Annotated in this window: 25 protein-coding genes; 14 read left to right on the top strand and 11 right to left on the bottom strand. The window is 68.6% G+C overall.

Annotated features, from left to right (window positions below):
- Positions 1–38: 38 nt before the first annotated feature.
- Genes AC1PQG_RS07015 through AC1PQG_RS07025 form a run of 3 tightly spaced genes read right to left on the bottom strand, consistent with a single transcriptional unit; the run spans position 39 to position 3,198 of the window.
- On the bottom strand, positions 39–812 hold the full coding sequence (locus AC1PQG_RS07015) for a DUF4347 domain-containing protein (protein WP_481121896.1): 774 nt from the start codon (positions 810–812) through the stop codon (positions 39–41).
- Between the two features lie 47 nt (positions 813–859).
- On the bottom strand, positions 860–1,663 hold the full coding sequence (locus AC1PQG_RS07020) for an efflux RND transporter periplasmic adaptor subunit (RefSeq protein WP_481121897.1): 804 nt from the start codon (positions 1,661–1,663) through the stop codon (positions 860–862).
- Positions 1,660–3,198 carry a TolC family protein gene (locus tag AC1PQG_RS07025; protein WP_481121898.1) on the bottom strand — a complete coding sequence of 513 codons (1,539 nt, stop codon included), beginning with the start codon at positions 3,196–3,198 and terminating at the stop codon, positions 1,660–1,662. Before AC1PQG_RS07025 ends, AC1PQG_RS07020 begins: the two co-directional genes overlap by 4 nt.
- Before the next feature lie 261 nt (positions 3,199–3,459).
- Here AC1PQG_RS07025 and AC1PQG_RS07030 point away from each other — a divergent pair, with 261 nt between their 5' ends.
- The 12 genes from AC1PQG_RS07030 (at position 3,460) to AC1PQG_RS07085 (ending at position 13,240) form a co-directional block, all read left to right on the top strand.
- Positions 3,460–5,421 (top strand): O-linked N-acetylglucosamine transferase, SPINDLY family protein, encoded by a 1,962-nt coding sequence (locus AC1PQG_RS07030; protein ID WP_481121899.1) that lies wholly within the window; start codon positions 3,460–3,462, stop codon positions 5,419–5,421.
- A gap of 147 nt (positions 5,422–5,568) precedes the next feature.
- Positions 5,569–5,817, top strand: a complete 249-nt coding sequence (locus AC1PQG_RS07035) for a hypothetical protein (protein WP_481121900.1) — start codon at positions 5,569–5,571, stop codon at positions 5,815–5,817.
- A gap of 10 nt (positions 5,818–5,827) precedes the next feature.
- Positions 5,828–6,700, top strand: a complete 873-nt coding sequence (locus AC1PQG_RS07040) for an urease accessory protein UreD (RefSeq protein ID WP_481121901.1) — start codon at positions 5,828–5,830, stop codon at positions 6,698–6,700.
- 29 nt (positions 6,701–6,729) lie between these two features.
- A complete protein-coding gene (gene ureA / locus AC1PQG_RS07045) occupies positions 6,730–7,032 on the top strand; it encodes an urease subunit gamma (RefSeq protein WP_481121902.1) in 303 nt (100 codons plus the stop codon).
- A gap of 12 nt (positions 7,033–7,044) precedes the next feature.
- Complete coding sequence (locus AC1PQG_RS07050) at positions 7,045–7,350, top strand: urease subunit beta (RefSeq protein ID WP_481121903.1); 306 nt, start codon at positions 7,045–7,047, stop codon at positions 7,348–7,350.
- Positions 7,351–9,051 (top strand): urease subunit alpha, encoded by a 1,701-nt coding sequence (ureC, locus tag AC1PQG_RS07055; RefSeq protein WP_481121904.1) that lies wholly within the window; start codon positions 7,351–7,353, stop codon positions 9,049–9,051.
- A 3-nt stretch (positions 9,052–9,054) separates the two neighbouring features.
- Positions 9,055–9,531, top strand: coding sequence for an urease accessory protein UreE (gene ureE / locus AC1PQG_RS07060; protein WP_481121905.1), 477 nt, complete (start codon positions 9,055–9,057; stop codon positions 9,529–9,531).
- Between the two features lie 60 nt (positions 9,532–9,591).
- Positions 9,592–9,960: a group I truncated hemoglobin gene (locus AC1PQG_RS07065; RefSeq protein ID WP_481121906.1), complete on the top strand. Its 369-nt coding sequence runs from the start codon at positions 9,592–9,594 to the stop codon at positions 9,958–9,960.
- Between the two features lie 43 nt (positions 9,961–10,003).
- Positions 10,004–10,672: an urease accessory protein UreF gene (locus tag AC1PQG_RS07070; RefSeq protein ID WP_481122979.1), complete on the top strand. Its 669-nt coding sequence runs from the start codon at positions 10,004–10,006 to the stop codon at positions 10,670–10,672.
- 12 nt (positions 10,673–10,684) lie between these two features.
- On the top strand, positions 10,685–11,968 hold the full coding sequence (locus tag AC1PQG_RS07075) for a patatin-like phospholipase family protein (protein WP_481121907.1): 1,284 nt from the start codon (positions 10,685–10,687) through the stop codon (positions 11,966–11,968).
- Between the two features lie 54 nt (positions 11,969–12,022).
- Positions 12,023–12,637: an urease accessory protein UreG gene (ureG, locus tag AC1PQG_RS07080; protein WP_079435768.1), complete on the top strand. Its 615-nt coding sequence runs from the start codon at positions 12,023–12,025 to the stop codon at positions 12,635–12,637.
- 156 nt (positions 12,638–12,793) lie between these two features.
- On the top strand, positions 12,794–13,240 hold the full coding sequence (locus AC1PQG_RS07085; RefSeq protein ID WP_481121908.1) for a MaoC family dehydratase: 447 nt from the start codon (positions 12,794–12,796) through the stop codon (positions 13,238–13,240).
- A gap of 90 nt (positions 13,241–13,330) precedes the next feature.
- Here AC1PQG_RS07085 and AC1PQG_RS07090 read toward each other — a convergent pair whose 3' ends face one another.
- Complete coding sequence (locus tag AC1PQG_RS07090) at positions 13,331–14,290, bottom strand: LysR substrate-binding domain-containing protein (protein WP_481121909.1); 960 nt, start codon at positions 14,288–14,290, stop codon at positions 13,331–13,333.
- A gap of 104 nt (positions 14,291–14,394) precedes the next feature.
- Between AC1PQG_RS07090 and AC1PQG_RS07095 the strand changes: the two genes are divergently transcribed.
- Positions 14,395–15,096 (top strand): pirin family protein, encoded by a 702-nt coding sequence (locus AC1PQG_RS07095; protein ID WP_481121910.1) that lies wholly within the window; start codon positions 14,395–14,397, stop codon positions 15,094–15,096.
- Between the two features lie 41 nt (positions 15,097–15,137).
- Positions 15,138–15,821, top strand: coding sequence for an alpha/beta hydrolase (locus tag AC1PQG_RS07100; RefSeq protein ID WP_481121911.1), 684 nt, complete (start codon positions 15,138–15,140; stop codon positions 15,819–15,821).
- A gap of 106 nt (positions 15,822–15,927) precedes the next feature.
- Here AC1PQG_RS07100 and nifM read toward each other — a convergent pair whose 3' ends face one another.
- Genes nifM through nifS form a run of 7 tightly spaced genes read right to left on the bottom strand, consistent with a single transcriptional unit; the run spans position 15,928 to position 21,432 of the window.
- Positions 15,928–16,827 carry a nitrogen fixation protein NifM gene (nifM, locus tag AC1PQG_RS07105; RefSeq protein ID WP_481121912.1) on the bottom strand — a complete coding sequence of 300 codons (900 nt, stop codon included), beginning with the start codon at positions 16,825–16,827 and terminating at the stop codon, positions 15,928–15,930.
- The gene (locus AC1PQG_RS07110; protein ID WP_481121913.1) at positions 16,824–17,315 is read right to left on the bottom strand and encodes a nitrogen fixation protein NifZ; all 492 of its coding nucleotides are present in this window, start codon (positions 17,313–17,315) and stop codon (positions 16,824–16,826) included. Before AC1PQG_RS07110 ends, nifM begins: the two co-directional genes overlap by 4 nt.
- 24 nt (positions 17,316–17,339) lie before the next feature.
- Positions 17,340–17,672 carry a nitrogenase-stabilizing/protective protein NifW gene (gene nifW / locus AC1PQG_RS07115; RefSeq protein ID WP_481121914.1) on the bottom strand — a complete coding sequence of 111 codons (333 nt, stop codon included), beginning with the start codon at positions 17,670–17,672 and terminating at the stop codon, positions 17,340–17,342.
- A 25-nt stretch (positions 17,673–17,697) separates the two neighbouring features.
- Positions 17,698–18,231 (bottom strand): hypothetical protein, encoded by a 534-nt coding sequence (locus AC1PQG_RS07120; RefSeq protein ID WP_481115035.1) that lies wholly within the window; start codon positions 18,229–18,231, stop codon positions 17,698–17,700.
- Between the two features lie 7 nt (positions 18,232–18,238).
- Positions 18,239–19,018: a serine O-acetyltransferase gene (gene cysE / locus AC1PQG_RS07125; protein WP_481121915.1), complete on the bottom strand. Its 780-nt coding sequence runs from the start codon at positions 19,016–19,018 to the stop codon at positions 18,239–18,241.
- A 10-nt stretch (positions 19,019–19,028) separates the two neighbouring features.
- Positions 19,029–20,222, bottom strand: a complete 1,194-nt coding sequence (gene nifV, locus AC1PQG_RS07130; protein WP_481121916.1) for a homocitrate synthase — start codon at positions 20,220–20,222, stop codon at positions 19,029–19,031.
- Complete coding sequence (nifS, locus tag AC1PQG_RS07135; RefSeq protein ID WP_481121917.1) at positions 20,215–21,432, bottom strand: cysteine desulfurase NifS; 1,218 nt, start codon at positions 21,430–21,432, stop codon at positions 20,215–20,217. Before nifS ends, nifV begins: the two co-directional genes overlap by 8 nt.
- Positions 21,433–21,434: the final 2 nt, after the last annotated feature.

Here is a 21,434-nt window from a genome sequence, read left to right on the forward strand (position 1 = left end):
GGGCCCGAGGAGGCCTCCAGCGTCCAGTCCTGGCCATGTCAACTGCCGGTGTCGTCGTCCGACGCAGCCACATCCGCGCCTGTCAGTGCCGCAACCTTGTCGAGGAATGCTTGGCCGCCATCCCCAGCCCCCACCTTGCAGGCGTAGAAGCGGATATCGCCGTCGGCTGTGAGCGCCTCGCCGATGGCTCGCAGCGAGTCCGCGGCAGCATCGAGTCCATCGGTCCGGTAAACGCGTCCCGACAGGTAAAGAAGGCCGGTACTGCCATGGGAGACGATGGAAACTGCGTCGAGGGAGCTACGCCCCTGAAGGTACTGAGCCATCTGGACGAACGCGTCCCGGTCGGCATCAAGCACGACCACCTCGACGCCAGGTGCGGCACCGTCGATCAAGGTCTGTTTGTCGCCCACCCCGGCATCGATGAATACGACTTCGTGACGAGACACTGCAGCAGGCTGGAGGGCTAATGAAACGCGCGCCTCCGGCAGCAAATCGTGGGCGGTATCCGCCTGCAGTGCGTCTTGTGTGGAGACAAGAGTTCTCACCGCCGTATCCACCGCTGCTCCGTCGAACATGAAGCGCTGCTCCAGCGCGATCGGCCGCAGCAGCGGCGTGCCGGAACGCCGGCGCGAAGGCGGCGCGGTCGCGGCCGGGCAACCGCCATCGATCAGTTCGGAACGTCGTTGCCCGGCGTCGGCCCCTTCGGCGGTGCGGCTGTCCGAGCAGGGCTTGCCGCGCCCGCGCACGGTTTCGGCGGCGGCAACGAAGGTGCGGCTGATTTCATTCCAGACGGAGCGGTAGATGCGATTCATGTTTTTTTCGCTTGATTCTTGTTCGGAGGCGGACGGAGCGGAGGGCCTTACTGGCCGGCGGGCGGCGCCATCAGCACCTTGCCGCTCATGCCGGCGACGAGTTCATTGAATTTGCCGTCGATCGCGGCGGACAGCTTCACCGACTGGCTCACGGGATCGACCTTCGCGCCGACGCGCTGCACCTTGGCCGGATAGGTCTTGCCGGTCTCATCGATGGCCACCTGGAATGCGGTGCCGGTCTTGACCCACGCGAGCCATTTGCTCGGCACGATGAATTCGAGTTCGAGCTGCGAGTCGTCGAGGATCTCGAGCAGCGCCTGGCCGGGTTGCACGTATTGCTGCTCGCGCACCTTCTGCTCGGCGACGCGGCCGGCGAAGGGCGCGGCGACCGAGCATTTGGCGAGCACGGCCGCGTTCGAGGCGACTTCGGCGCGGTTCTTCGCGACCTCGGCTTCGGCCATCTCGACCTCGAGCTTGCCGGCCGAGCCGAGCTCGTTGAGGCGCCGGTTCGCGCTCGAGGTCTTCTCGGCGGCGCCGAGGGCGGCCTTGGCCTTGTTGAGCTGGGCCTGCTGCAGGCTACAGTCGAAACTGACCAGTGCCTGGCCGGCCGCGAAACGGCCGCCTTCTGCCACCGGCAGGCGGTTCACCTTGGCGCCGATCTCGGCGGCGATCGTGGTGTAGCGGCGCGGCGCGAGCTGGGCGCGGATTTCGCGCCGCTCGAGGGCCGGTGCCGCGGCGGCCGGGGCGACCGCCGGGCGGGGCGGCGGCAGCGGCGCGCGTGCAGGATCCGCGGCGAGCGCGGCCGACGCGACCAGCGCGAGCGCCGCGGGGACGAGGGCGCGGGCCCTCATTGGGCCGCTTCCGCGCCGGCTTCGTCGAGCCGCGCCTCGTTCCAGCTGCGCAGCGATTGGCCGACCGCCTTCGACAGTTCGGCAAGCGGCATATCGCGGCTGCCTTTGATCGCCGGCTCCATGCCGAGGGTGGCTTGCAGCTTGTTCGCGGCGGCCTGGGCCTGCGCAAGGGCCTGGTAGCGGCGCAGTTGCGACAGAATCGCAGCGGTGCGATTCGAGACGACGTCGAGGCGGCCCACCGTTTCGGCTTCCTCGCGGCGTGCGGTGTGGCTCGCGATGTCGGCATCGGCCTTCCAGATCGCCTCGGCACGCTTGAGCTGCTTGAGCGCGTTCGCGTACTGCAGGCGCGCGACATGGAGCTGCGCGAGCACCGCCATGCGCGTGGCGAGGCGCTTCTGGTCGGCCAGCGCGACGCCGGCCTCGGCGAGTTTCATCTGCGCCGGCGCGGAGAGCAGGCCGAGCAGGTTGAAGGAGATCTGCGCGCCGGCCTCGGTCCAGCTCTGGTTGATCAGGTAGCTGTCGTCGCTGTGCTTGCTGCCGTAGTTGAACGACAGGCCCGGGAAGAGCTTGAGCAACGCGCGACGGGTCTCCTGCTGCGCGATGCGGGAGTTGTAGACGGATTCGCGCAGGTCGGCGTTGCGGGTGAGGGCGAGGGTCTCCATCTTCTCGACCGGCATGTCGAGCCAGCGCCCGTCGGCCGCGGCCGACGGTTCGACGACGGTCAGCTGGGTGCCGAGGGGCAGGTTCGTCAGCGCCGCCAGTTCGATGCGGGCGGTCGAGAGTTCCTGGTCGATCGCTTCGAGCAGGCGCAGGTTCTCGAGCAGCTGGCGCTGATAGCGTAGCGATTCGATCGGATTCTTCAGGCGCTCGGCCTCGGCCTTGCGTGCATCGGCGAGGGCCTCCTCGCCGGCGCGCAGCGTCGCGAGCACCTCGTCCTTGAGCTTTTGCGCCGAGGCGGCCCGCCAGAAGGCGGTGCGCACGTCCTGCACGAGCAGGTGCAGCGCCTTCCTGCGATGCTCGCCGGCGATCAGCACGCGGTCGGCGTTCTGCTTGGAGGCGTAATAGCTCTGGCCGAAATCGAGCAGGCTCCATGTGAAGGTCAGTTCGGTCGTCGTCGCGTTGCGGTCGCTGGAGATGAACGGATGGGCGAGCGAGGGCTGGCCGGTGACCGAATCGCGGCTGCGCGAGATCAGCTCGTTGTCGCGCGAGCGGTAGCCGGCGCCCGCGATCACCTTCGGCAGCAGGTCGTACTGGCCGACTTCGAGCTGGCCGGACGCGATCGCCTCTTCCATCAGCCGGGTGCGGCGGTCGAGGTTGTACTTCAGCGCCCGGGCGATCGCCTCTTCCAGCGTCAGTGGGCCGGCGAGTGGCTCGACCCCTTCCTGGAGGCGCGCGCCGTCGGCCTGCGTGGTCGCGGCGATTTCGGTCGAGGTGAGCGGTTGCGGCGCGAGCGAGGCGCAGCCGGAGGCAAGCAGGATCGCCGCGAGCGGCGGCACGAGTTTCAGCGACAGGGCGGGGCGGCGGGAAGCGGGCATTCTTGTTGTTTCCTGACGAAGACGGGCCGAAAAAGGTGAAGGACTGTTGCGAGCTGAGGCGGCGTGATGAGGCACCCATCGATGATCGGGGGCTGCAGGCCGCTCCAACGTGTCCGTTTTATGACGGCTACCAGGCACGAAACTTGAGAGCATTTTTCAATCTGCCCGAATTGATCGAGAATGCGTGTTTTCGGCGTGCTGCAGCCGTGCTTTCGCCGTCCTGCCGCTCCCAGATCCACTCCGTCCGCTAGTCCCACCTGCATGTCCCTTCCGAACCTGGCCGAAGCCCTGGCCCATCACGAGGCCGGCCGTCCCGACGAGGCGGAGGCGATCTACCGCCGAATCCTGGAGCACGATCCGTGCAGCGCCGATGCGCTGCATCTGCTCGGCGTGCTGCAAGCCGAACGGGGCGAGCAGGCGTCCGCCGAAAGCCTGATCCGGGCGGCCCTCGCGATCGCCGATGAGCCCGATTACCGCTATAACCTCGGCCAGTTCCTCGCCGGCCGCGGCCGGTTGGACGAAGCGGCCGAGGCCTTCGCCGCGGTCGTCTGCCTGAAGGCCGATCATGCCGCGGCGCTCCTGGCGCTCGGTGTCGTGCTGAGGCGCCTGCGCCGGCCCGGCGAGTCGATCGACGCGCTGCGCCGGGCGCTCGCGATCCGGCCGGATCTGGCCGAAGCCCATTCGAACCTCGGCATTGTGTTTCAGGAGGTCGGCCGCCCGGAGCTCGCGATCGCCGCCTTCTGCGACGCGATCCGCTGCTGCCCGGATCATGCCGAGGCCCATTGCAATCTCGGCCATGTGCTGCAGACTCAGGGGCGGCTCGGCGAGGCGGCGGCCTCCATCGGCATGGCGCTGCATTTCCGGCCCGATCTGCCCGAGGGTTGGTGCAACCTCGGTAACGTGCTGAAGGACCAGGGGCGGCTCGGCGAAGCGCTCGCCGCCTACCGTCGTGCGCTGCAGGTCGTGCCGGGCCTTCCGCTTGCGCTCAGCAACCTGTTGATGGGGATGCATTACGGCTCGGAATGGGGGAATGCCGATTTTCTGGCTGTCGCGCGCGAGATGGGGGCGCAGCAGGCCGCTGCGCCCGCCGCCGTGGCGCCGGTGGCGGCGGTCGGGGCGGCGGAGCGTCCGCTGCGGATCGGCTACATGTCCGGCGACTTCAACAGCCATCCGGTCGGCTATTTTCTCGAGAGCGTGCTGGCCGCGCACGACCGCCGGCGCGTGACGGTGCTGTGCTACGCGAACAACAGCCGCAGCGATGCGCTGACCGAGCGGCTGCGCGGGCTTGCCGACGGCTGGCGGGAGATCGTCGCGCTCGGCGACGAGGCGGTCGCGGCGCAGATCCGCGAGGACCGGATCGACGTGCTGGTGGATCTGTCCGGGCATACCGGCAACAACCGGCTCGGTCTCTTCGCGCGCCGGCTTGCGCCGGTGCAGGTGAGCTGGCTCGGCTATTTCGGCAGCACCGGCCTGCCGGAGATGGACTGGGTGCTCGCCGACCGCCACGTGATCCCGCTCGGCGAAGAGCGCTTCTTCAGCGAGGCGGTCTGGCGTCTGCCCGCGAGCTACCTGTGCTTCACGCCGCCCGCCGTGGAGCTGCCGGTGGGCCCGCCGCCGATGCTTGCCGAAGGCTGCGTGACCTTCGGCTGCTTCAACAACCGCGCCAAGATCGGGCTGGCCTGCGTCGCCCTGTGGTCGGCCACGCTGGCCGCGCTGCCGCAGGCGCGCCTGTTGCTGAAGGCCCGCCAGTTCGGCGACGCCGGCGTGCGCGAGGCGCTGCGCGCGCAGTTCGCCGCACACGGAATAGCCGCGAACCGGCTGCGCATGGAAGGGGAGAGTTCGCGCACGGACTATCTGGCTGCCTACGGCCGCATCGACGTGGCGCTGGATCCGACCCCTTTCGGTGGCGGCACGACGACGGCCGAATGCCTGTGGATGGGGGTGCCGGTGCTGTCGCTGCGCGGCGACCGCTGGGCCGGGCGGATCGGCCAGAGCTTTCTCGCGACGCTGGGGCTCTCGGAGCGGCTGGTGGCGGCAGACCCGGCGGATTTCGTCGCGAAGGCCGCCGCGCTCATCGGCGATGCCACGGCCCTCGCGCAGTTGCGCGCCGAACTGCGCCCGCGCCTGCTGGCTTCTTCGGTCTGCGACGCGGGCGCCTTTGCGCGCGATCTGGAAGACGCGTTTGTCGGGATGTGGCAGGCGGCGCGGGGCGGCGCTGCCTGAACGCTCGCCTGATGGCTTCTGGCGCCGGTTCTAGCGGTAGAAGTAGTAGCTGGCCGAGTAGGGCACGCGGAGCACTTCGCCGAGCTTGCCCCCAGTGCAGGATTCCGCCGGCGGCAGGCCGTCGAGCGCCTGGCGCGTAGCCATGAAGTGCTGAACGATCTGGCCCGCACGCGTGGTTATACGCTGCAGATTGAACTGACGACGCAGAGCTTCCGCCTGAGCGGCGACGAAGCCGCCCTCGCCGAACGCGACGAGGCGATCGCCGCGCGCGAAGCCAGCCTCGCCCGGCTGCCCCGCATTCCTGCCCGGAATATCCTCTTTCCATCCCCGTCGATCGCTGCCTTCCGGCCCGCCTTGCCGATGAGAGGCTGCCGAGTCCGGCCCGCGACTTGCTAAACTCCGTCCCATGCTGTTCACTTGCCCCCCGAATATCGCTGCCGCGGCGGCCGCCCCGGCCCCGCAGGGCTGGCAGGCACGGCTCGAGCTGGGTTTCGAAGCGTCCGGTGACGGGCGCACCATTCTGGCGCATCGCCGCCACGAGGGCCCATTGCGGGTGCAGAAGGCCTTGTACCCGGAAGGTCCGCAGGTCTGCCATGCGCTGATCCTCCATCCGCCGGCCGGCATCGCCGGCGGCGACGAGCTGACCCTGGCGGTCCGTCTGGAGGAGGGCGCCAAGGCGCTGCTGACCACCCCGGGCGCCGGCAAGTGGTATCGCAGCAAGGGCCCGCTGGCCCGCCAGACCCTCGATTTCCGGGTTGCCGCCGGCGGCGTGCTGGAATGGCTGCCGCAGGAGAGCATCGTCTTCGCCGACGCGCGCGGCCACACCGAGACCCGCGTGCAGCTCGCCGGCGACGCGGTGTTCGTCGGCCTCGACCTGCTGTGCCTCGGCCGTACAGCCTCCGGCGAGCGTTTCGATGCCGGCCGCCTGCGCCTCTGGTCGCGCATCGAGCGTGACGGCCGGCTGATCTGGTGCGAGCAGGGCGATATCGAAGGCGGCTCGCGCCTCCTCGATTCGCCGGTGGGCCTCGCCGGCCAGCCGGTCTGCGGCACCCTGCTGGTGGCTAGCGAGCTGGCCGACGCGGCCCTCGTTGCCGCGTGCCGCGAGATCCGCCCGCTCGCCGGCGAGGGCGCCGTCACCCGCCTGCCGGGCCTGCTGGTGGCGCGCTACCTGGGCCCCGCCGCCGAGCCCGCCCGCGCATGGTTCGCCGCGCTGTGGGGCGTGCTGCGCCCCGTGCTCGCCGGCCGCCCGGCCGTGCTGCCACGCATCTGGCACACCTGACAACCTCTTTTCCCCAGGAGAACCCCTCAATGGAACTCACCCCCCGCGAGAAGGACAAGCTGCTGCTGTTCACCGCCGGCCTCCTGGCCGAGCGCCGCAAGGCCCGCGGCCTCAAGCTCAATTACCCGGAAGCGGTGGCCTACATCAGCGCCGCGGTGCTCGAAGGCGCGCGTGACGGACGTACGGTCGCCGAGCTGATGCATTACGGCACCACCCTCCTGACCCGCGCCGACGTGATGGACGGCGTGCCGGAGATGATTCCGGACATCCAGGTCGAGGCGACCTTCCCGGACGGCACCAAGCTCGTCACCGTCCATCAACCCATCGTTTAGGGGAAAAGAAACATGATTCCCGGTGAAATCGACGTGCTGGACGGTGAGCTGGAGCTCAACGTCGGCCGCGCCACGCTGACCCTCGTCGTCGCCAATACCGGCGACCGCCCGATCCAGGTCGGCTCCCACTACCACTTCGCCGAGACCAACGCGGCGCTGGACTTCGACCGCGCCGCCGCGCGGGGCTTCCGCCTCAACATCGCGGCCGGCACCGCGGTGCGCTTCGAGCCGGGCCAGACGCGCACCGTCGAGCTGGTGGCGCTGGCGGGCGACCGCAAGGTCTTCGGTTTCAACGCTGACGTGATGGGAGCCCTGTAAATGGCCAAGATCTCGCGCCGCGCCTACGCGGAAATGTTCGGCCCGACGGTGGGCGACCGGGTGCGCCTGGCCGACACCGAGCTGTGGATCGAGGTGGAGAAGGACTACACGATCTATGGCGAGGAGGTGAAGTTCGGCGGTGGCAAGGTGATCCGCGACGGCATGGGCCAGGGCCAGCGCCTGGCCGCGGAGGTGGCCGACACCGTCATCACCAACGCGCTGATCCTCGACCACTGGGGCGTCGTCAAGGCCGACATCGGCCTCAAGAACGGGCGCATCAGCGCCATCGGCAAGGCCGGCAACCCGGACATCCAGCCCGGCGTGACGATCGCCGTCGGCGCGGCGACCGAGGTGATCGCCGGCGAGGGGATGATCGTCACCGCCGGCGGCATCGACACCCACATCCACTTCATCTGCCCGCAGCAGATCGAGGAGGCGCTGATGAGCGGCGTCACCACGATGATCGGCGGCGGCACCGGGCCGGCCACCGGCACCTACGCCACCACCTGCACGCCGGGGCCGTGGCACATTGCGCGCATGCTGCAGGCGGCAGACGCCTTCCCGATGAACCTCGGTTTTCTCGGCAAGGGCAACGTCAGTCTGCCCGACCCGCTGCGCGAGCAGGTCGAGGCCGGCGTCATCGGCCTCAAGCTGCACGAGGACTGGGGCACCACGCCGGCGGCCATCGACAACTGCCTGTCGGTGGCCGAGGAAATGGATATCCAGGTGGCGATCCACACCGACACGCTGAATGAATCCGGCTTCGTCGAGACCACCGCCGCGGCTTTCAAGGGCCGCAGCATCCACACCTTCCATACCGAAGGGGCTGGCGGCGGCCACGCACCGGACATCGTCAAGCTGGCCGGGCTATCGAATGTGCTGCCCAGCTCCACCAACCCGACCCGGCCGTACACCGTCAACACCATCGACGAGCACCTGGACATGCTGATGGTGTGCCACCACCTCGACCCGGCGATTGCCGAGGACGTGGCCTTCGCCGAGAGCCGCATCCGCCGCGAGACCATCGCCGCCGAGGACATCCTGCACGACATCGGCGCGCTGTCCATGTTCTCGTCCGACTCCCAGGCCATGGGCCGGGTTGGCGAGGTGATCATCCGCACCTGGCAGACGGCCCACAAGATGAAGGTCCAGCGTGGCGCACTGGCCGAGGACACGGCGAGGAGCGACAACTTCCGCGCCAAGCGCTACATCGCCAAGTACACCATCAACCCGGCCATCACCCACGGCATCAGCCACGTGGTGGGCTCCATCGAGCCGGGCAAGCTGGCCGACCTGGTGATCTGGAAGCCGGCCTTCTTCGGCGTCAAGCCGAGCCTGATCCTGAAGGGCGGCATGATCGCTGCGGCCGCCATGGGCGACGCCAACGCGTCCATCCCGACGCCGCAACCGGTGCACTACAAGCCGATGTTCGGTGCCTTCGGCGGCGGCCTCAAGACGGCGCTGACCTTCGTGTCCCAGGCGTCCCTCGCCAACGGCGCGCTCGACGGCCTCGGCCTCGCCAAGCCGCTGGAAGCCGTGCGCGGCATCCGCAGCGTCACCAAGGCGGCGATGATCCACAACGACTGGCAGGGCGACATCAGCGTCGACCCGGAAACCTACGAGGTCCGCGCCGCCGGCGAACTGCTCACCTGCGAACCGGCCTCGGTGCTGCCGATGGCCCAACGTTACTTCCTGTTCTGAACCATGCTGCTGATCGAAAACATCTACACCGGCGACGCCGCGCCCACCGCGCGCCTGCAACTCGACTTCGACGCCCGCACCAAGAGCCGCCTGCGCACGCGCCTGGCGGACGGCGAGGAGGTCGGCCTGTTCCTGCCCCGCGGCACCATCCTGCGCGGCGGCGACCGCCTGCAGGCCCAGGACGGGCGCATTGTCGAGGTGGTGTCGGCGCCGGAGGAACTCCTCGAGGCGCGCTGCGCCGACGCCTCCGCGCTGGCCCGCGTCGCCTATCACTTGGGCAACCGCCACGTGGCGGTGCAGGTCGGCGCCGGCTGGCTGCGCATCCAGACCGACCATGTGCTGAAGACCATGCTGGTCGGCCTTGGCGCCGAGGTCAGCGGTCTGAGCGCCGCCTTCGAGCCGGAAGCCGGCGCCTACGCCCACGGCCATCACCACGCCGAGCGCGGGGCCACCGAAGCCAAGATTCACCAGTACAAATAACAAGACCCAGAGTTGGGAGCCGCTCCAAGCATCCTTCAACCACGATAGGAGTCTTTTCCGATGACCACGCTTTACGAACGCCTCGGCGGCGCGGCCGCCATCGATGCGGCTGTCGACATTTTTTACGACAAGGTGCTGGCTGATGCGCGCATCAGCCATTTCTTCACCAACACCGACATGGCCCGCCAGCGTGCCCATCAGAAGGCCTTCCTGACCTACGCCTTCGGCGGCGGTCCGGCCTACAACGGCCAGGGCATGCGCGCCGCCCACCAGGGCCTGGTGGACAAGCTGGGGCTCAACGAGAGCCACTTCGACGCGGTGGTCGAGAACCTGGCGGCGACGCTGGCCGGCCTCGGCGTGGCCGACGCGCTGATCGGCGAGGTGGCGGCGGTCGCCGCGTCGATCAAGGACGACGTGCTGTGCCGCTGAGCGTCCGCCCGTACGCCGGAGGCCGCCGGTGAGCCTGCCGCTGATGCGCCTGCTGCAGCTGGTCAGCCCCGCGCTGCCGGTGGGCGCCTACACCTACTCGCAGGGCCTGGAGTGGGTCGTCGATTGCGGCGCCGTGAAGAGCGAGGCCCAGGTCGGCGAGTGGATCGGCGATGCGCTGGCCGGCGCCTTCGGCGGCTACGAGCTGCCGCTGCTGGCCCGCCTGGTGGACGCCTGGCGGGCCGGCGACGACGGCGAGGTGGCGGTGCTCAACGCCCGCTGCCTGGCCAGCCGCGAGACTTCCGAGCTGCGCGCCGAGACGGTGCAGATGGGCTACTCGCTGGTCCGCCTGCTGGTCGATCTGCCGGCCTTCGCCGGGCTGCCCGGCTGGGTGGCACGCATCAAGACGCTCGAAGAGCCGGTCTTCCCGACCGTCTGGGCCGCCGCCGCGGTAGCCTGGCAGGTGCCGGCCGGCGATGCGCTGAACGGCTACGCCTGGGCCTGGCTGGAGAACCTGGTGATGGCGGCGGTAAAGGCCGTGCCCCTCGGCCAGGCCGCCGGCCAGCGCCTGCTGTCGTCCCTGGCGGCGCAGGTGCCGGAGCGGGTGGCCGATGCGTTGCAGCGGCCGCCGGAGGCCTGGTCCAACTTCCAGCCGGGACTGGCGGTTGCCAGCTGCCGCCACGAGACGCAGTATTCCCGCCTGTTCCGTTCCTGAGAGTCCTGCATCGTGAGTGTCCGTGCCGACGATGTTCCCCGTCTTGCCATCGCCTGCCAGGGCGGCGGCGCCCACACCGCCTTCACGGCGGGCGTATTGGCCTACCTGTTCCTGTCCTTCGAGCATTTCAAGAGGGAAGGGCAGGAGCACCGCTGGTTCCGCCTGCAGGGCCTGTCCGGCACCTCGGGCGGGGCGCTCACCGCTGCGCTGGCGTGGAGCAAGGCCGACAGCTGGGCCGACGGCGCGCGCCGGGTGCTGCATTACTGGAACCGCAACAAGGCCAGCCTCGACCTGGCCAGCAAGGCACCCCTGTGGTGGGGCGAGTATTTCACCAACAAGGCGGCGCAGTTCGCGCTGTCGCTGCAGGACTGGCTGCCGGACGTGAGTGTGCCGCCGTCGCCCTTCCTGTCGGCCTTGGTGCAGGCCCGCATGAAGGACGACCTGCGCACGACTGTCGGGGTGCCGGCGGAAGCGGAGCGCTTCTTCGGCCGGGACGGGCTGGATCTCTTCGTCGGCGCGGTGGATGTGCTCGGCTACCCCGATCATCCGCAGAGCGCCTTCCGGACCTTTCCGGAGCGGCCGGGCGCCGGCATCCGCCTCGACGAACTGCTGGCCAGCGCGTGCATCCCCGAACTCTTCGTCGCCGCGCCGCTGGAGGTGGACAGCCGCGGCCGGCCGGGCCACCGCGAGGCGCGCTTCTTCTGGGACGGCCTGTATTCGCAGAACCCGCCGATCAACGATTTCTTCATCAACCGCCCGCGGGACGCCAAGCCCGACCTGCTGTGGGTGGTGCAGATCAACCCGAACCAGTACGAGGGCCGCGCCTGCGGCCCGGTGACGCCGTCCGAGCAGATCGACCGGCGCAACGAGCTGTCCGGCAACCTGTCCCTCGGCCAGGAGCTGCGCTCCATCGACGTGGTGAACAAGATCGCCACCCAGCTGACTGAGCTGCGGAAGCTGCCGCCCGACCTGGCCGACTACAAACGGGTCACCGTCAGTGTCGTCGGCCTCGGCGAGCGGCCGCGCAAGGACTTCGCCGGCGTGCGCCTGGACTACGCGTCCAAGCTCAACCGGGACCCGGATTTCATCGACGCGCTGATCGCCGAAGGTATCGCCGCGGCGGCCGAGGCCGCTCGGGACGGACACCTGCTGCGGCCGCACCCGAGCATGAGCCGGCACCACTGCCGCAGCGATTTCTCCAACCCGGACTGGCCCGATCCCCGCGACCTGGCGGTCTTCCTGGCCGACGATCCGGCGCTGGCCCGCCAGTGGGCGGCGCTGACCGCGGCGGGCTGAGCCCGGCCGGGCCCCGAACCCCATCTCCAGAACTCAAGAAGAAGGAAACGCTCCATGAAAGGCCAACCCCTCCGCGTCGGCATCGGCGGCCCCGTCGGCTCCGGCAAGACTGCCCTGACCTTGGCCCTGTGCCAGGCCCTGCGCGACAAGTACGACCTGTGCGTGGTCACCAACGACATCTACACCGCCGAGGATGCCCAGTTCCTGGTGCGCAACGAGGCCCTCACGCCCGAGCGCATCATCGGCGTGGAAACCGGCGGCTGCCCGCACACCGCGATCCGTGAGGACGCGTCGATCAACCTGGAGGCGGTGGATCGCCTGATCCGCCTGTTCCCCGACGTGGAGCTGATCTTCGTCGAATCCGGTGGCGACAACCTGGCGGCGACCTTCTCGCCGGAGCTGTCCGACCTGACGATCTACGTGATCGACGTGTCCGCCGGCGACAAGATTCCGCGCAAGGGCGGGCCGGGCATCACCAAGAGCGATCTGCTGGTCATCAACAAGATCGACCTCGCGCCGCTGGTCGGCGCATCGCTGGAAGTCATGGACCGGGATGCCAGGAAGATGCGCGGCGAGCGCCCCTTCATTTTTAGCAATTTGAAGACCGGCCAGGGGCTTGCCGACATCATCGCCTTCATCGAGCGTCAAGGATTGTTGAAAGACGCCTGAAAGCGGCTACAACCCTTATTGCGTGCGGATTCCGTAACACGATTGGAGTATGCTGGAAACCACGTGGGCGGCCTGGGGAGGAGTCAGGCCGCCGGCGATTTTCCAACGGTTCGCATACCCACAATCAAGACTAAAACACACAGAAGGGAACAGTCGATGAGCGAAGAAAAGCAGAACTTCGAGGAATACTACGGCTACAAGTACGAGGAGTTGTTCGTCGGGCAAAGCGCCGTGTATGCGCGCACCGTCACCGAGGCCGACATCCTGGCCTTTGCGGGCGTGACCGGCGACTTCAACCCTGTGCACGTCAATAAGGAACTGGCGGCGTCCACCATGTTCGGGGGCCGTATCGCCCACGGCATGCTGTCGGCGGGCTTCATCTCCACGGTGTTCGGCATGAAGCTGCCGGGGCCGGGCGCCATCTACCTGTCCCAGAGCCTGAAGTTCAAGGCGCCGGTGAAGATCGGCGACACCGTCACGGTGCGTTGCACGATCAAGGAGCTCACCCCCGAGAAGCGCAAGGCCAAGTTCGACACCGTTGCCACGGTGAAGGGCAAGGTCGTGCTCGAAGGCGAGGCGGACATCATGGTGCCGGCCCGCTGAGCGGAAGCTGAGTTGACTTGAGCAAGCGGGCTGGCCTTGGGCCGGCCCGTTTCGTTTTGGGGCCTGCCTTGCCGGGTGGCTGGTGGTGAGTCAGCTGCGGGATGCCGCCGGGCCGTCGAGCAGGGCTTGACGGGTCAGCGGCTGGCCGAGGCGCTCCAGCCACCAGGCCAGGGCCTTGCCCATGCGGTTGGCGGGCGTTTTGCGCCAGGCGTAGCTCACGTGGATGCGGCGCTCGTCGCGCTCCACCCGCAGGGCCACCAGGCGGCCGGTGTCCACGTAGGGGCGGGCCAGGCATTCGGGCAGGAAGCCGACGCCGAGGCCGCGCAGCTGGGCTTCCAGCTTGGCCGGCATGCTGGCCACGGTGAACACGTCCTGGCCGCCGAGCAGGCCGACGGTGAGCCCATCGCCGTGGCGTACCGAGTCGGCGACCGCCACGGCCCGGTGGCGATGGATCGTCGCGTCGCTGAGGGGCTCGGTTTCGCGGGCCAGCGGATGATGGGGCGCCACCACGAAGATGAAGCGCTGGTTGCCCAGCGGCTGGCTCTGGAAGCCCGGCCCGACCGGCGATTCGGTGACGACGCCGAGGGCCAGATCGGCCTGGCCCGAGCTGAGGGCCTCCAGCGTGCCGGACAGGGTCTCGTCGCGCAGGCGCAGGCGGGTGGGGGGATCAAGGGCGAGGAAGTCCTGGCACAGTTCGAACAGCGTCGTGCGGTTGATGATGCTGTCCACGGCGATCGTCAAGCTGGCCTCCCAGCCGGTGGCGACGCGGCGCACCCGGTTGGCGACGGCGTCGATCTCGGCCAGCAGCCGGCTACCCTCGCGCAGTAGTTCGCGGCCGGCCTCGGTGAGTTTGGCCTGGCGCGAGCTGCGGTCGAACAGCAGCACGTCCAGTGCATCCTCGATGCGTCGCACCCGGTAGGTGAGAGCGCTCGGCACGAGGCCGCAGGCGCGCGCCGCGGCGGCGAAGCTGCCGGCATCGGCGATGGCCTGCAGCATGGCCAGCGCATCGGGCGTCAGGAAGTCGCGGGGCGTGGGGCGGTCTTGCGGCATGGGGCGGCTCATCGTTCAAAGGGTTTGAATGATGACATCAAAGGGCGTGAGCCGTCCCGGGCCGACCGGGGGCTACAGTGGAGCCATCAACCAAGGAGGTCCCCATGCTTACCCTGCGCAAATCCCAAGACCGCGGCCACGCCGACCATGGCTGGCTGAAGAGCCAGCATTCCTTCTCCTTCGCCGGCTACTACGATCCCGCCCACGTGGGCTGGGGCAACCTGCTCGTCATCAACGAGGACCGCATCGCGCCGGGCACCGGCTTCGGCACCCATGGCCACCAGAACATGGAGATCGTCAGCTATGTGATGTCCGGCTCCCTGGCCCACAAGGACAGCATGGGCAACGGTACGGTGATCCCGCCGGGCGACGTGCAGCGGATGAGTGCCGGCAGCGGTGTGCGCCACAGCGAGTTCAACCACGCGGCGGACTCGGTGACCCATTTCCTGCAGATCTGGATCGAGCCGAACCAGCTGGGCATCGCGCCGGGTTACGAGCAGAAGACCTTTGCGGACGCCGAGAAGCGCGGCCGCCTGCGCCTGGTGGCCTCGCCCGACGGTGCCGACGGTTCGGTGCTGATCCACGCCGACGCGCGGCTGTATGCCGGCCTGCTGGACGGTGCCGAAGCGGCCACGCTGACGCTGGACCCGGCCCGCAAGGCCTACGTGTTCCTCGTCCGCGGCGCGCTGAGCGTCAATGGTCAGGCTTTGCAGGCCGGCGATGCGGCGCTGCTCGCCGATGAAAGCGCGGTGGCGCTGACGGCCGGCCGCGATGCCGAAGTGCTGGTCTTCGATCTGGCGCCGTAACGGCCGACAACCCTCAACAACATCAAACAGGAACGACACGCATGAACGCAGCCTTCACCCTTCCGCCCTTGATCGACGATCTGAGCCTGTCCTACCGCCTGCGCCCGGCCGAAGGCCCGGCGCAGGGCCTGGTGGTCCTGTTACACGGCGTTGGCAGCAACGAGGCCTCAATGGCCGGACTGGCAGCCCTGCTGCCACCAGCGCTGGCGGTAGCTCTGGTTCGCTCGCCGATTCCCCTCGGCCCGTCGGCCTTCTGTGCTTTCCAGGTCAGCTTCACCGCCAACGGCCCGGTGATCGACGTGGAGGCGGCAGAAGTGAGCCGCGGCAAGCTGGCGGTGTTCGTCGCCGACCTGCAGGCACGTCTCGGCATTGCCGCGGACCGCACGGTGGTGGCTGGCTTCAGCCAGGGCGGCATCATGTCGGCGAGCCTGGCGCTGACCCATCCGGACAGCGTGGCCGGCTTCGCCATCCTGTCCGGGCGCATCCTGCCGGAAATCGCTCCGCTGCTCGCCCCGGTCGCTGAGCTGGCCTGCCTGCAGGCGCTGGTCACCCATGGCAGTGTCGACAACACGCTGCCGGCGGCTTGGGCCGAACGAAGCGACCAGTGGCTCGGCGAACTCGGCGTGCCGCTCGAATCCCACCGCTACCCGGCCGGCCACGAGATCACGCCGGACATGGCGCGGGACTTCGTCGGCTGGGTGGCACGCGTGCTGCCGGCCGTCTGATCGGAACGCCACAAAAAAAGCGGGGACCCGAGGGTCCCCAAAAGTGCGCTCCAAGCCTGGAGAAGATGAGTGCCGCCACCCATCCCCTCCGATTCCCACAATCGTTTCAGTGCTCCTGCAGTGCTTCGGCCTCCCTGGCTTTCGCTGCAGCCGCTTCCTGCAATTCCTTCAACCAGCCGTGCTGGCACAGCTTGCGGCGGTTCTGTTCCATGACCAGGCGGATGCGCGGCGCCACTTCGGCGTAGGGCGCCACGCCTTCCGCGCGGATGCTGTCGCAGCGGACGATGTGGTAGCCCAGCTCGGACTCCACGACTTCCGACAGTTCCCCCACCGCCTTGGCGGCGAACAGCGCGGCGTCCAGGGCCGGGTAGAGCTTGCCGCGGTCCACGTCGCCGATCGTGCCGCCGTTCATCGCGGTCGGGCATTCCGAGTGCTTCAGGGCCTGCTCGGCGAAGCGCTTCGGGTCCTTCAGCAGGCGCTTGCGGATCTCGCTGATCTTCTTCAGGGCCAGCGCCGGGGTGTTCTCCGGCAGGTCCGGGTTGATCGTGACGAGGATGTGCGAGGCGCCACGCCTCTCGGTGCGCATGAACTGCTCGCGATGCATGTGGTAGAAGATCTGCACGTCCAGCTCGGCCACGTTGGCGGACTTGGCCGAGACGCGGTCGAGCACCGCTTCCACCTTCAATTCCCTTTGCAGCGCGGAGGTCAGCAGGGCCTCGTCGAGGCTTTGTGCTGCCAGCGCGTCGGTGAAGTCCTGCTCGGACTCGTAGCGCCCGCGGATCTCCTGGAAGGCGTCGTCCAGCATGCGCTGGGGCACGACGACGCCCTGGGCTTCCGGCGCGGTGAGCACCAGGGTCTCGATGTCGAGCTGCTTCTTCGCAACCTGGCGCACATGGCGCAGTTCCCGCTCGGACAGCTCGCCCGGCATCTTTTCGTAGATGCCGTGGGCGGTCTTGAAGACCAGGTAGGGCAGGGTCGTGTCGGGGGTGACGGCGAGTGTGTTCATGACACGTCCTCCTCGTCCTCTGCCGCTTCGATCTCGCCGCCCTGTTCCTCCAGCGGCAGGGTTTCGAGGGCGCTTTCCGGCACCTGCAGCACCCAGCCGGGCACGTGCAGGTGGTACTGGACGCCGCCGGGCAGGTCGCGCAGCACGCGCAGGATCTCGCCCTTGGTGCCGGGTTCGGCGCGGATCTCGCCGCCGACCGCGAGGGTGACCGCACAGCGCACCTTCTCGCGGACTTCGAACTTGCTCTCCACCCAGTGCTCGTCCTCGCCGAGGAGTTCTTCCTCGCGGCAGCCGACGATCATGTCTTCCTGCAGGAAGTACACCGAGTAGATGAGCTGGTCCTGCAGATAGCTGCCCACGTCGCGGACAATGCCCATCGAGCCGCGGCGGATGAGGAAGTCGCCGACTTCCTTGCCCGGAAAAGTGCCGTCGTTGCGCACGTTGCGCGTGACGCGGACGGTCTGGCCGTACTCGAAGCGGGGAAGCATGATGGTTCTCCTGGACGGGCGGCGTCAGACCTTGGGATTGGTCAGGCTTTCCAGCGACACGAAGGAGGTGCCGGCGGCTTTCTGCAGCACCACGAAGACCCGCTCGGTGAGCGCGTCGGACTGCACGAAGTCCAGGTAGGCCTGGGTCAGCCACTTGGTGTAGAACTCGCGCGCCGGCGCTTCGTCGGCGGGGGCCGGGCCCTGGGCCTTGATGTAGTTGTGGTAGCGCTGGAGGATGTGCAGGCGGTTCACGTGGACCGTCTTGGCGTCGTACTCCACGCCGAAGTAGTCGAGAAACTCCTCGGCCGACGAAAGGTCTTCGAGGGCTTCTTCCAGGGTGAGATCGACGTCACTCATGATGGGCTCCTAGGCTACGGTTGGTTCAGATTGAATGGGCCGTGAAATCGACGGCCACGATGTTGCCGCTGGCGCGGATCTGGGCGACTTCGATGAGGGGGCGCACGCCGAGGCGGTCGCGCTCATCCACGTCGGCGAGCTTGCCGAGCATCGCCAGGGCGTCGGCGATACGTTGCTGGCGCAGGGCCAGCACGGCCTTGGCCTTGAGGGACAACAGCCAGAAGCGGGCCGCGGTGGCCGCACTCTCGAGGCCGCTCTTGACCTGTTCGACGGTCAGTTCGCGCCAGTCCGCCGGGTAGCCGATGCCTTCGCCGGAGATCGCCAGGGCCTTGTCGGCGATGACGTCGGCGGCGTCCAGGCGGTTCTGGTAGAAGTAGTAGCGGTACAGCGCGACGATGACTTCCAGGTGGCGCGGCGCCAGCTCCTCGGCGCGCAGCAGCAGCGCCTCGGTCTCCGGCTCCGGATACAGGTTGGAGGCCTCGTTGATCAGCGCGGTCACCTCCGGGGCGATCGGGTCGTCGAAGTACAGCGGGCCGGCGTCGAAGTCGAGCAGATCCATGGGGGCCTCAGCGTTCTTCCTTGGCGGACTGGATCATCGAGCTGCAGTCGCAGTTGTCGGTGCATTCGCCGCACTCTTCCGGGTCGAGCCCGGCGGCGGCCATGCGCGATTCGAGCACCTTGACCCGGTCGAGCAGACAGGCCAGCGCCTTGCCGACGGGGTCGGGCACCAGGTGGTGGTCCAGGTCCAGCCCGTCGGGGCCGCGGCGGCCTTCGCTGCGCACGATGCGACCGGGGATGCCGACCACCGTGCGGTCGGCCGGTACGTCCTTTACAACCACTGAATTGGCGCCGACGCGGACCCGCTCGCCGATGGTGATCGGGCCGAGGATCTTGGCGCCGGCTCCAACCACGACACCGCTCGAGAGGGTGGGGTGGCGTTTGCCTTTGCGCCAGGAGGTGCCGCCGAGGGTGACCCCGTGGTAAAGCGTGACGTCGTGGCCGATTTCGGCGGTTTCGCCGATGACGACCCCGGCGCCGTGGTCGATGAAGAGGCGGCGGCCGATTGCGGCGGCCGGGTGGATATCCACATTGGTCAGCATCCGGGAAAAGAACTGGAGGACCCGGGCCGGATAACGCAGGCCGCGGCTCCACAGGGCATGGCCGACGCGGTAGGCCATGATGGCGTGCACGCCGGGGTAGGTGGTCAGCACTTCCCAGCGGCTGCGGGCGGCCGGGTCGCGGCTCATCACCGAGTCGATGTCTTCCTTCAGCAGCGCGAAGAGGCCTTGGGGCGCTTCGCTGGCGACCGGAGCGGCGGGCAGGGAGACGTTGGCGGCGGGGGGCATGTTCGGGTCCTTACGAAGGGGTGCGGACATGGTGCGGACGGTCGGACGACAGGGAGTGCAGTTCGGCGATGAAGCGGCGCAGGTCGGCCGGGCCGGGCGTGCGTTTGGTGCGTTCGACGAAGCCACGGATGCGCGGCAGCAGATCGGCGGCCTCGTCGTCGCGGATCGGCACGCCCATGCGGGCGTAGGCGGCGATCACGCCGGCGCTGCCGGAGTGCTTGCCGAGCACCATGCGGTGCTCGCGGCCGACTTCGGCCGGGTCGATGGCCTGGTAGTTGGCCGGGTCCTTCAGCAGGCCATCCACGTGGATGCCGGCTTCGTGGGTAAACACCCCTTCACCGACCACGCTCTTCTGCCAGCCCACCGGCCGGCCGGCGGCGCGGGCGACCTGATGGGACAGGGCCTGGATGCCGGCCAGATCGAGCCCGGTGGCGAAGCCGTGGAGCTTGACCAGACCAAGGGCGACCTCTTCCAGTGCGGCGTTGCCGGCGCGCTCGCCGAGGCCATTGACGGTGGTATTGACGTGGGTGGCGCCAGCGCGCACGGCAGCCAGGGTGTTGGCGGTGGCCAGACCCAGGTCGTCGTGGGCGTGCATTTCCAGTTCCAGATCGCAGTTGGCGCGCAGGTCGGCAAAGCGCTCGAAGGTGCCGAAGGGCTCCATCACGCCGAGGGTGTCGGCAAAGCGCAGGCGCCGGGCGCCGGCCTGCTGGGCGGCCTCGGCGATCTGCAGCAGGAAGGCGGGGTCGGCGCGGGACGCGTCCTCGCAGCCGACCAGCACTTCGAAGCCCATGTCGCGGGCCCGCGGCACCAGGCTGGCGATCTGTTCCAGCACCCACTCCCGGTCGCGCCGCAGCTTGTGGCGGATCTGCTGATCGGAAGCGGAGATGGACAGGTCCACCATCCAGGCGTCGAGGCCGCTGCAGGCTGCCAGATCATCCAGCCGCATCCGGCACCACACCACCAGGCGGGAGGCGAGGCCGGCGCGGGCGCAGGCCTGGATGCTCTCCCGCTCGACGGCGCCCATCGCCGGGATGCCGATTTCGAGTTCGGGCACACCGATGTCGCTGAGGCCGCGGGCAATGGCGAGCTTCTCTGCGAGGGTGAAGGCTACCCCGGCGGATTGCTCGCCGTCGCGCAGCGTGGTGTCGTTGATGACGACACGCGGCGCGCTGGCGGGGACGGAGGGCTGGATGAAGTCAAGCATATGCGGGGTCGAAGGCTTTTTCCGGGTCGGCGACCGGGCCGTTCTCGCCCCAGTAGGGCGACAGCTTGCGCAGCTGGGCGACGATCGGCGGCACCGCGGCGATGACCCGTTCGATCTCTTCCTCGGTCGTGTAGCGGCTGAGGGAGAAACGCACCGTGCCGTGGGCCGCGGTGTAGGGGATGCCCATCGCCCGCATCACATGGGACGGCTCCAGGCTGCCGGAGGTGCAGGCCGAGCCGCTGGAGGCGGCGATGCCCTGCTTGTTCAGCAGCATCAGGATCGCCTCGCCCTCGATGTATTCGAAGGCGATGTTGGCGGTGTTGGGCAGGCGGTTGTCCGGGTTGCCGGTGACGAAGGCGTGGGGCACCACGGCCAGGATGCCGGCCTCGAGCTTGTCGCGCAGGGCCTTCACGTGGGTGCGTTCGTGCTCCATGGCTTCCATCGCCAGCTCGGCGGCAACGCCCAGGCCGATGATGCTCGGCGCGTTCTCGGTGCCGGCCCGGCGGCCGCGCTCCTGATGGCCGCCGCGCAGCAGCGGGCGGAAGCGCACGGCGCGGCGCACGTAGAGCACGCCGATGCCCTTGGGGGCGTGCAGCTTGTGGCCGGACACCGACAACATGTCGATCTTGGTGGCGGCCAGATTGATGTCGATCTTGCCGACCGCCTGCACGGCGTCGGTATGGAACAGCACGCCGGCGGCGTTGGCCATCTCGGCCATCTCGACCACCGGGAAGTAGGTGCCGGTCTCGTTGTTGGCCCACATCACCGACACCACGGCAACCTTGTCGCTGAGCACCTTGGCGTAGTCGTCGAGGTTCAGGCGGCCCTTGTTGTCCACCTTCAGGCGGTGGATGGTGTAGCCCTCCTTCTCCAGCTGCTCGCACAGGCTGAGGACGGCCGGGTGTTCGACCACGGTGGTGATGATTTCCTTGCGGTCCGGCTGGGCCTTGAGGGCGGACAGGATGGCCGTGCTGTCGGATTCGGTGCCGCAGGACGTGAACACGATCTCGGAATCGAATTCGGCGCCCAGCAGCTTCTGCACCTTGGTACGGGCAGCCTTGAGCGCCACACCGACCTTGTTACCGAAACTGTGCATGCTGGATGCGTTGCCGAACTGCTCCGTGAAATAGGGCAGCATCGCTTCCACGACCTTGGGATCGCAGGCCGTCGTGGCGTTGTTGTCGAGATAGATCGGGGTTGGGGTGCTCATTT

The organism is Zoogloea sp. GDB6, assembly GCF_056724105.1.

What these genes read in the sequence shown, in the direction of transcription:
- AC1PQG_RS07015 (WP_481121896.1), bottom strand. Translation starts at nt 812, where the DNA reads ATGAATCGCATCTACCGCTCCGTCTGGAATGAAATCAGCCGCACCTTC.
- AC1PQG_RS07020 (WP_481121897.1), bottom strand. Translation starts at nt 1,663, where the DNA reads ATGAGGGCCCGCGCCCTCGTCCCCGCGGCGCTCGCGCTGGTCGCGTCG.
- AC1PQG_RS07025 (WP_481121898.1), bottom strand. Translation starts at nt 3,198, where the DNA reads ATGCCCGCTTCCCGCCGCCCCGCCCTGTCGCTGAAACTCGTGCCGCCG.
- AC1PQG_RS07030 (WP_481121899.1), top strand. Translation starts at nt 3,460, where the DNA reads ATGTCCCTTCCGAACCTGGCCGAAGCCCTGGCCCATCACGAGGCCGGC.
- AC1PQG_RS07040 (WP_481121901.1), top strand. Translation starts at nt 5,828, where the DNA reads ATGCTGTTCACTTGCCCCCCGAATATCGCTGCCGCGGCGGCCGCCCCG.
- ureA (WP_481121902.1), top strand. Translation starts at nt 6,730, where the DNA reads ATGGAACTCACCCCCCGCGAGAAGGACAAGCTGCTGCTGTTCACCGCC.
- AC1PQG_RS07050 (WP_481121903.1), top strand. Translation starts at nt 7,045, where the DNA reads ATGATTCCCGGTGAAATCGACGTGCTGGACGGTGAGCTGGAGCTCAAC.
- ureC (WP_481121904.1), top strand. Translation starts at nt 7,351, where the DNA reads ATGGCCAAGATCTCGCGCCGCGCCTACGCGGAAATGTTCGGCCCGACG.
- ureE (WP_481121905.1), top strand. Translation starts at nt 9,055, where the DNA reads ATGCTGCTGATCGAAAACATCTACACCGGCGACGCCGCGCCCACCGCG.
- AC1PQG_RS07065 (WP_481121906.1), top strand. Translation starts at nt 9,592, where the DNA reads ATGACCACGCTTTACGAACGCCTCGGCGGCGCGGCCGCCATCGATGCG.
- AC1PQG_RS07070 (WP_481122979.1), top strand. Translation starts at nt 10,004, where the DNA reads ATGCGCCTGCTGCAGCTGGTCAGCCCCGCGCTGCCGGTGGGCGCCTAC.
- ureG (WP_079435768.1), top strand. Translation starts at nt 12,023, where the DNA reads ATGAAAGGCCAACCCCTCCGCGTCGGCATCGGCGGCCCCGTCGGCTCC.
- AC1PQG_RS07085 (WP_481121908.1), top strand. Translation starts at nt 12,794, where the DNA reads ATGAGCGAAGAAAAGCAGAACTTCGAGGAATACTACGGCTACAAGTAC.
- AC1PQG_RS07090 (WP_481121909.1), bottom strand. Translation starts at nt 14,290, where the DNA reads ATGCCGCAAGACCGCCCCACGCCCCGCGACTTCCTGACGCCCGATGCG.
- AC1PQG_RS07095 (WP_481121910.1), top strand. Translation starts at nt 14,395, where the DNA reads ATGCTTACCCTGCGCAAATCCCAAGACCGCGGCCACGCCGACCATGGC.
- AC1PQG_RS07100 (WP_481121911.1), top strand. Translation starts at nt 15,138, where the DNA reads ATGAACGCAGCCTTCACCCTTCCGCCCTTGATCGACGATCTGAGCCTG.
- nifM (WP_481121912.1), bottom strand. Translation starts at nt 16,827, where the DNA reads ATGAACACACTCGCCGTCACCCCCGACACGACCCTGCCCTACCTGGTC.
- AC1PQG_RS07110 (WP_481121913.1), bottom strand. Translation starts at nt 17,315, where the DNA reads ATGCTTCCCCGCTTCGAGTACGGCCAGACCGTCCGCGTCACGCGCAAC.
- nifW (WP_481121914.1), bottom strand. Translation starts at nt 17,672, where the DNA reads ATGAGTGACGTCGATCTCACCCTGGAAGAAGCCCTCGAAGACCTTTCG.
- AC1PQG_RS07120 (WP_481115035.1), bottom strand. Translation starts at nt 18,231, where the DNA reads ATGGATCTGCTCGACTTCGACGCCGGCCCGCTGTACTTCGACGACCCG.
- cysE (WP_481121915.1), bottom strand. Translation starts at nt 19,018, where the DNA reads ATGCCCCCCGCCGCCAACGTCTCCCTGCCCGCCGCTCCGGTCGCCAGC.
- nifV (WP_481121916.1), bottom strand. Translation starts at nt 20,222, where the DNA reads ATGCTTGACTTCATCCAGCCCTCCGTCCCCGCCAGCGCGCCGCGTGTC.
- nifS (WP_481121917.1), bottom strand. Translation starts at nt 21,432, where the DNA reads ATGAGCACCCCAACCCCGATCTATCTCGACAACAACGCCACGACGGCC.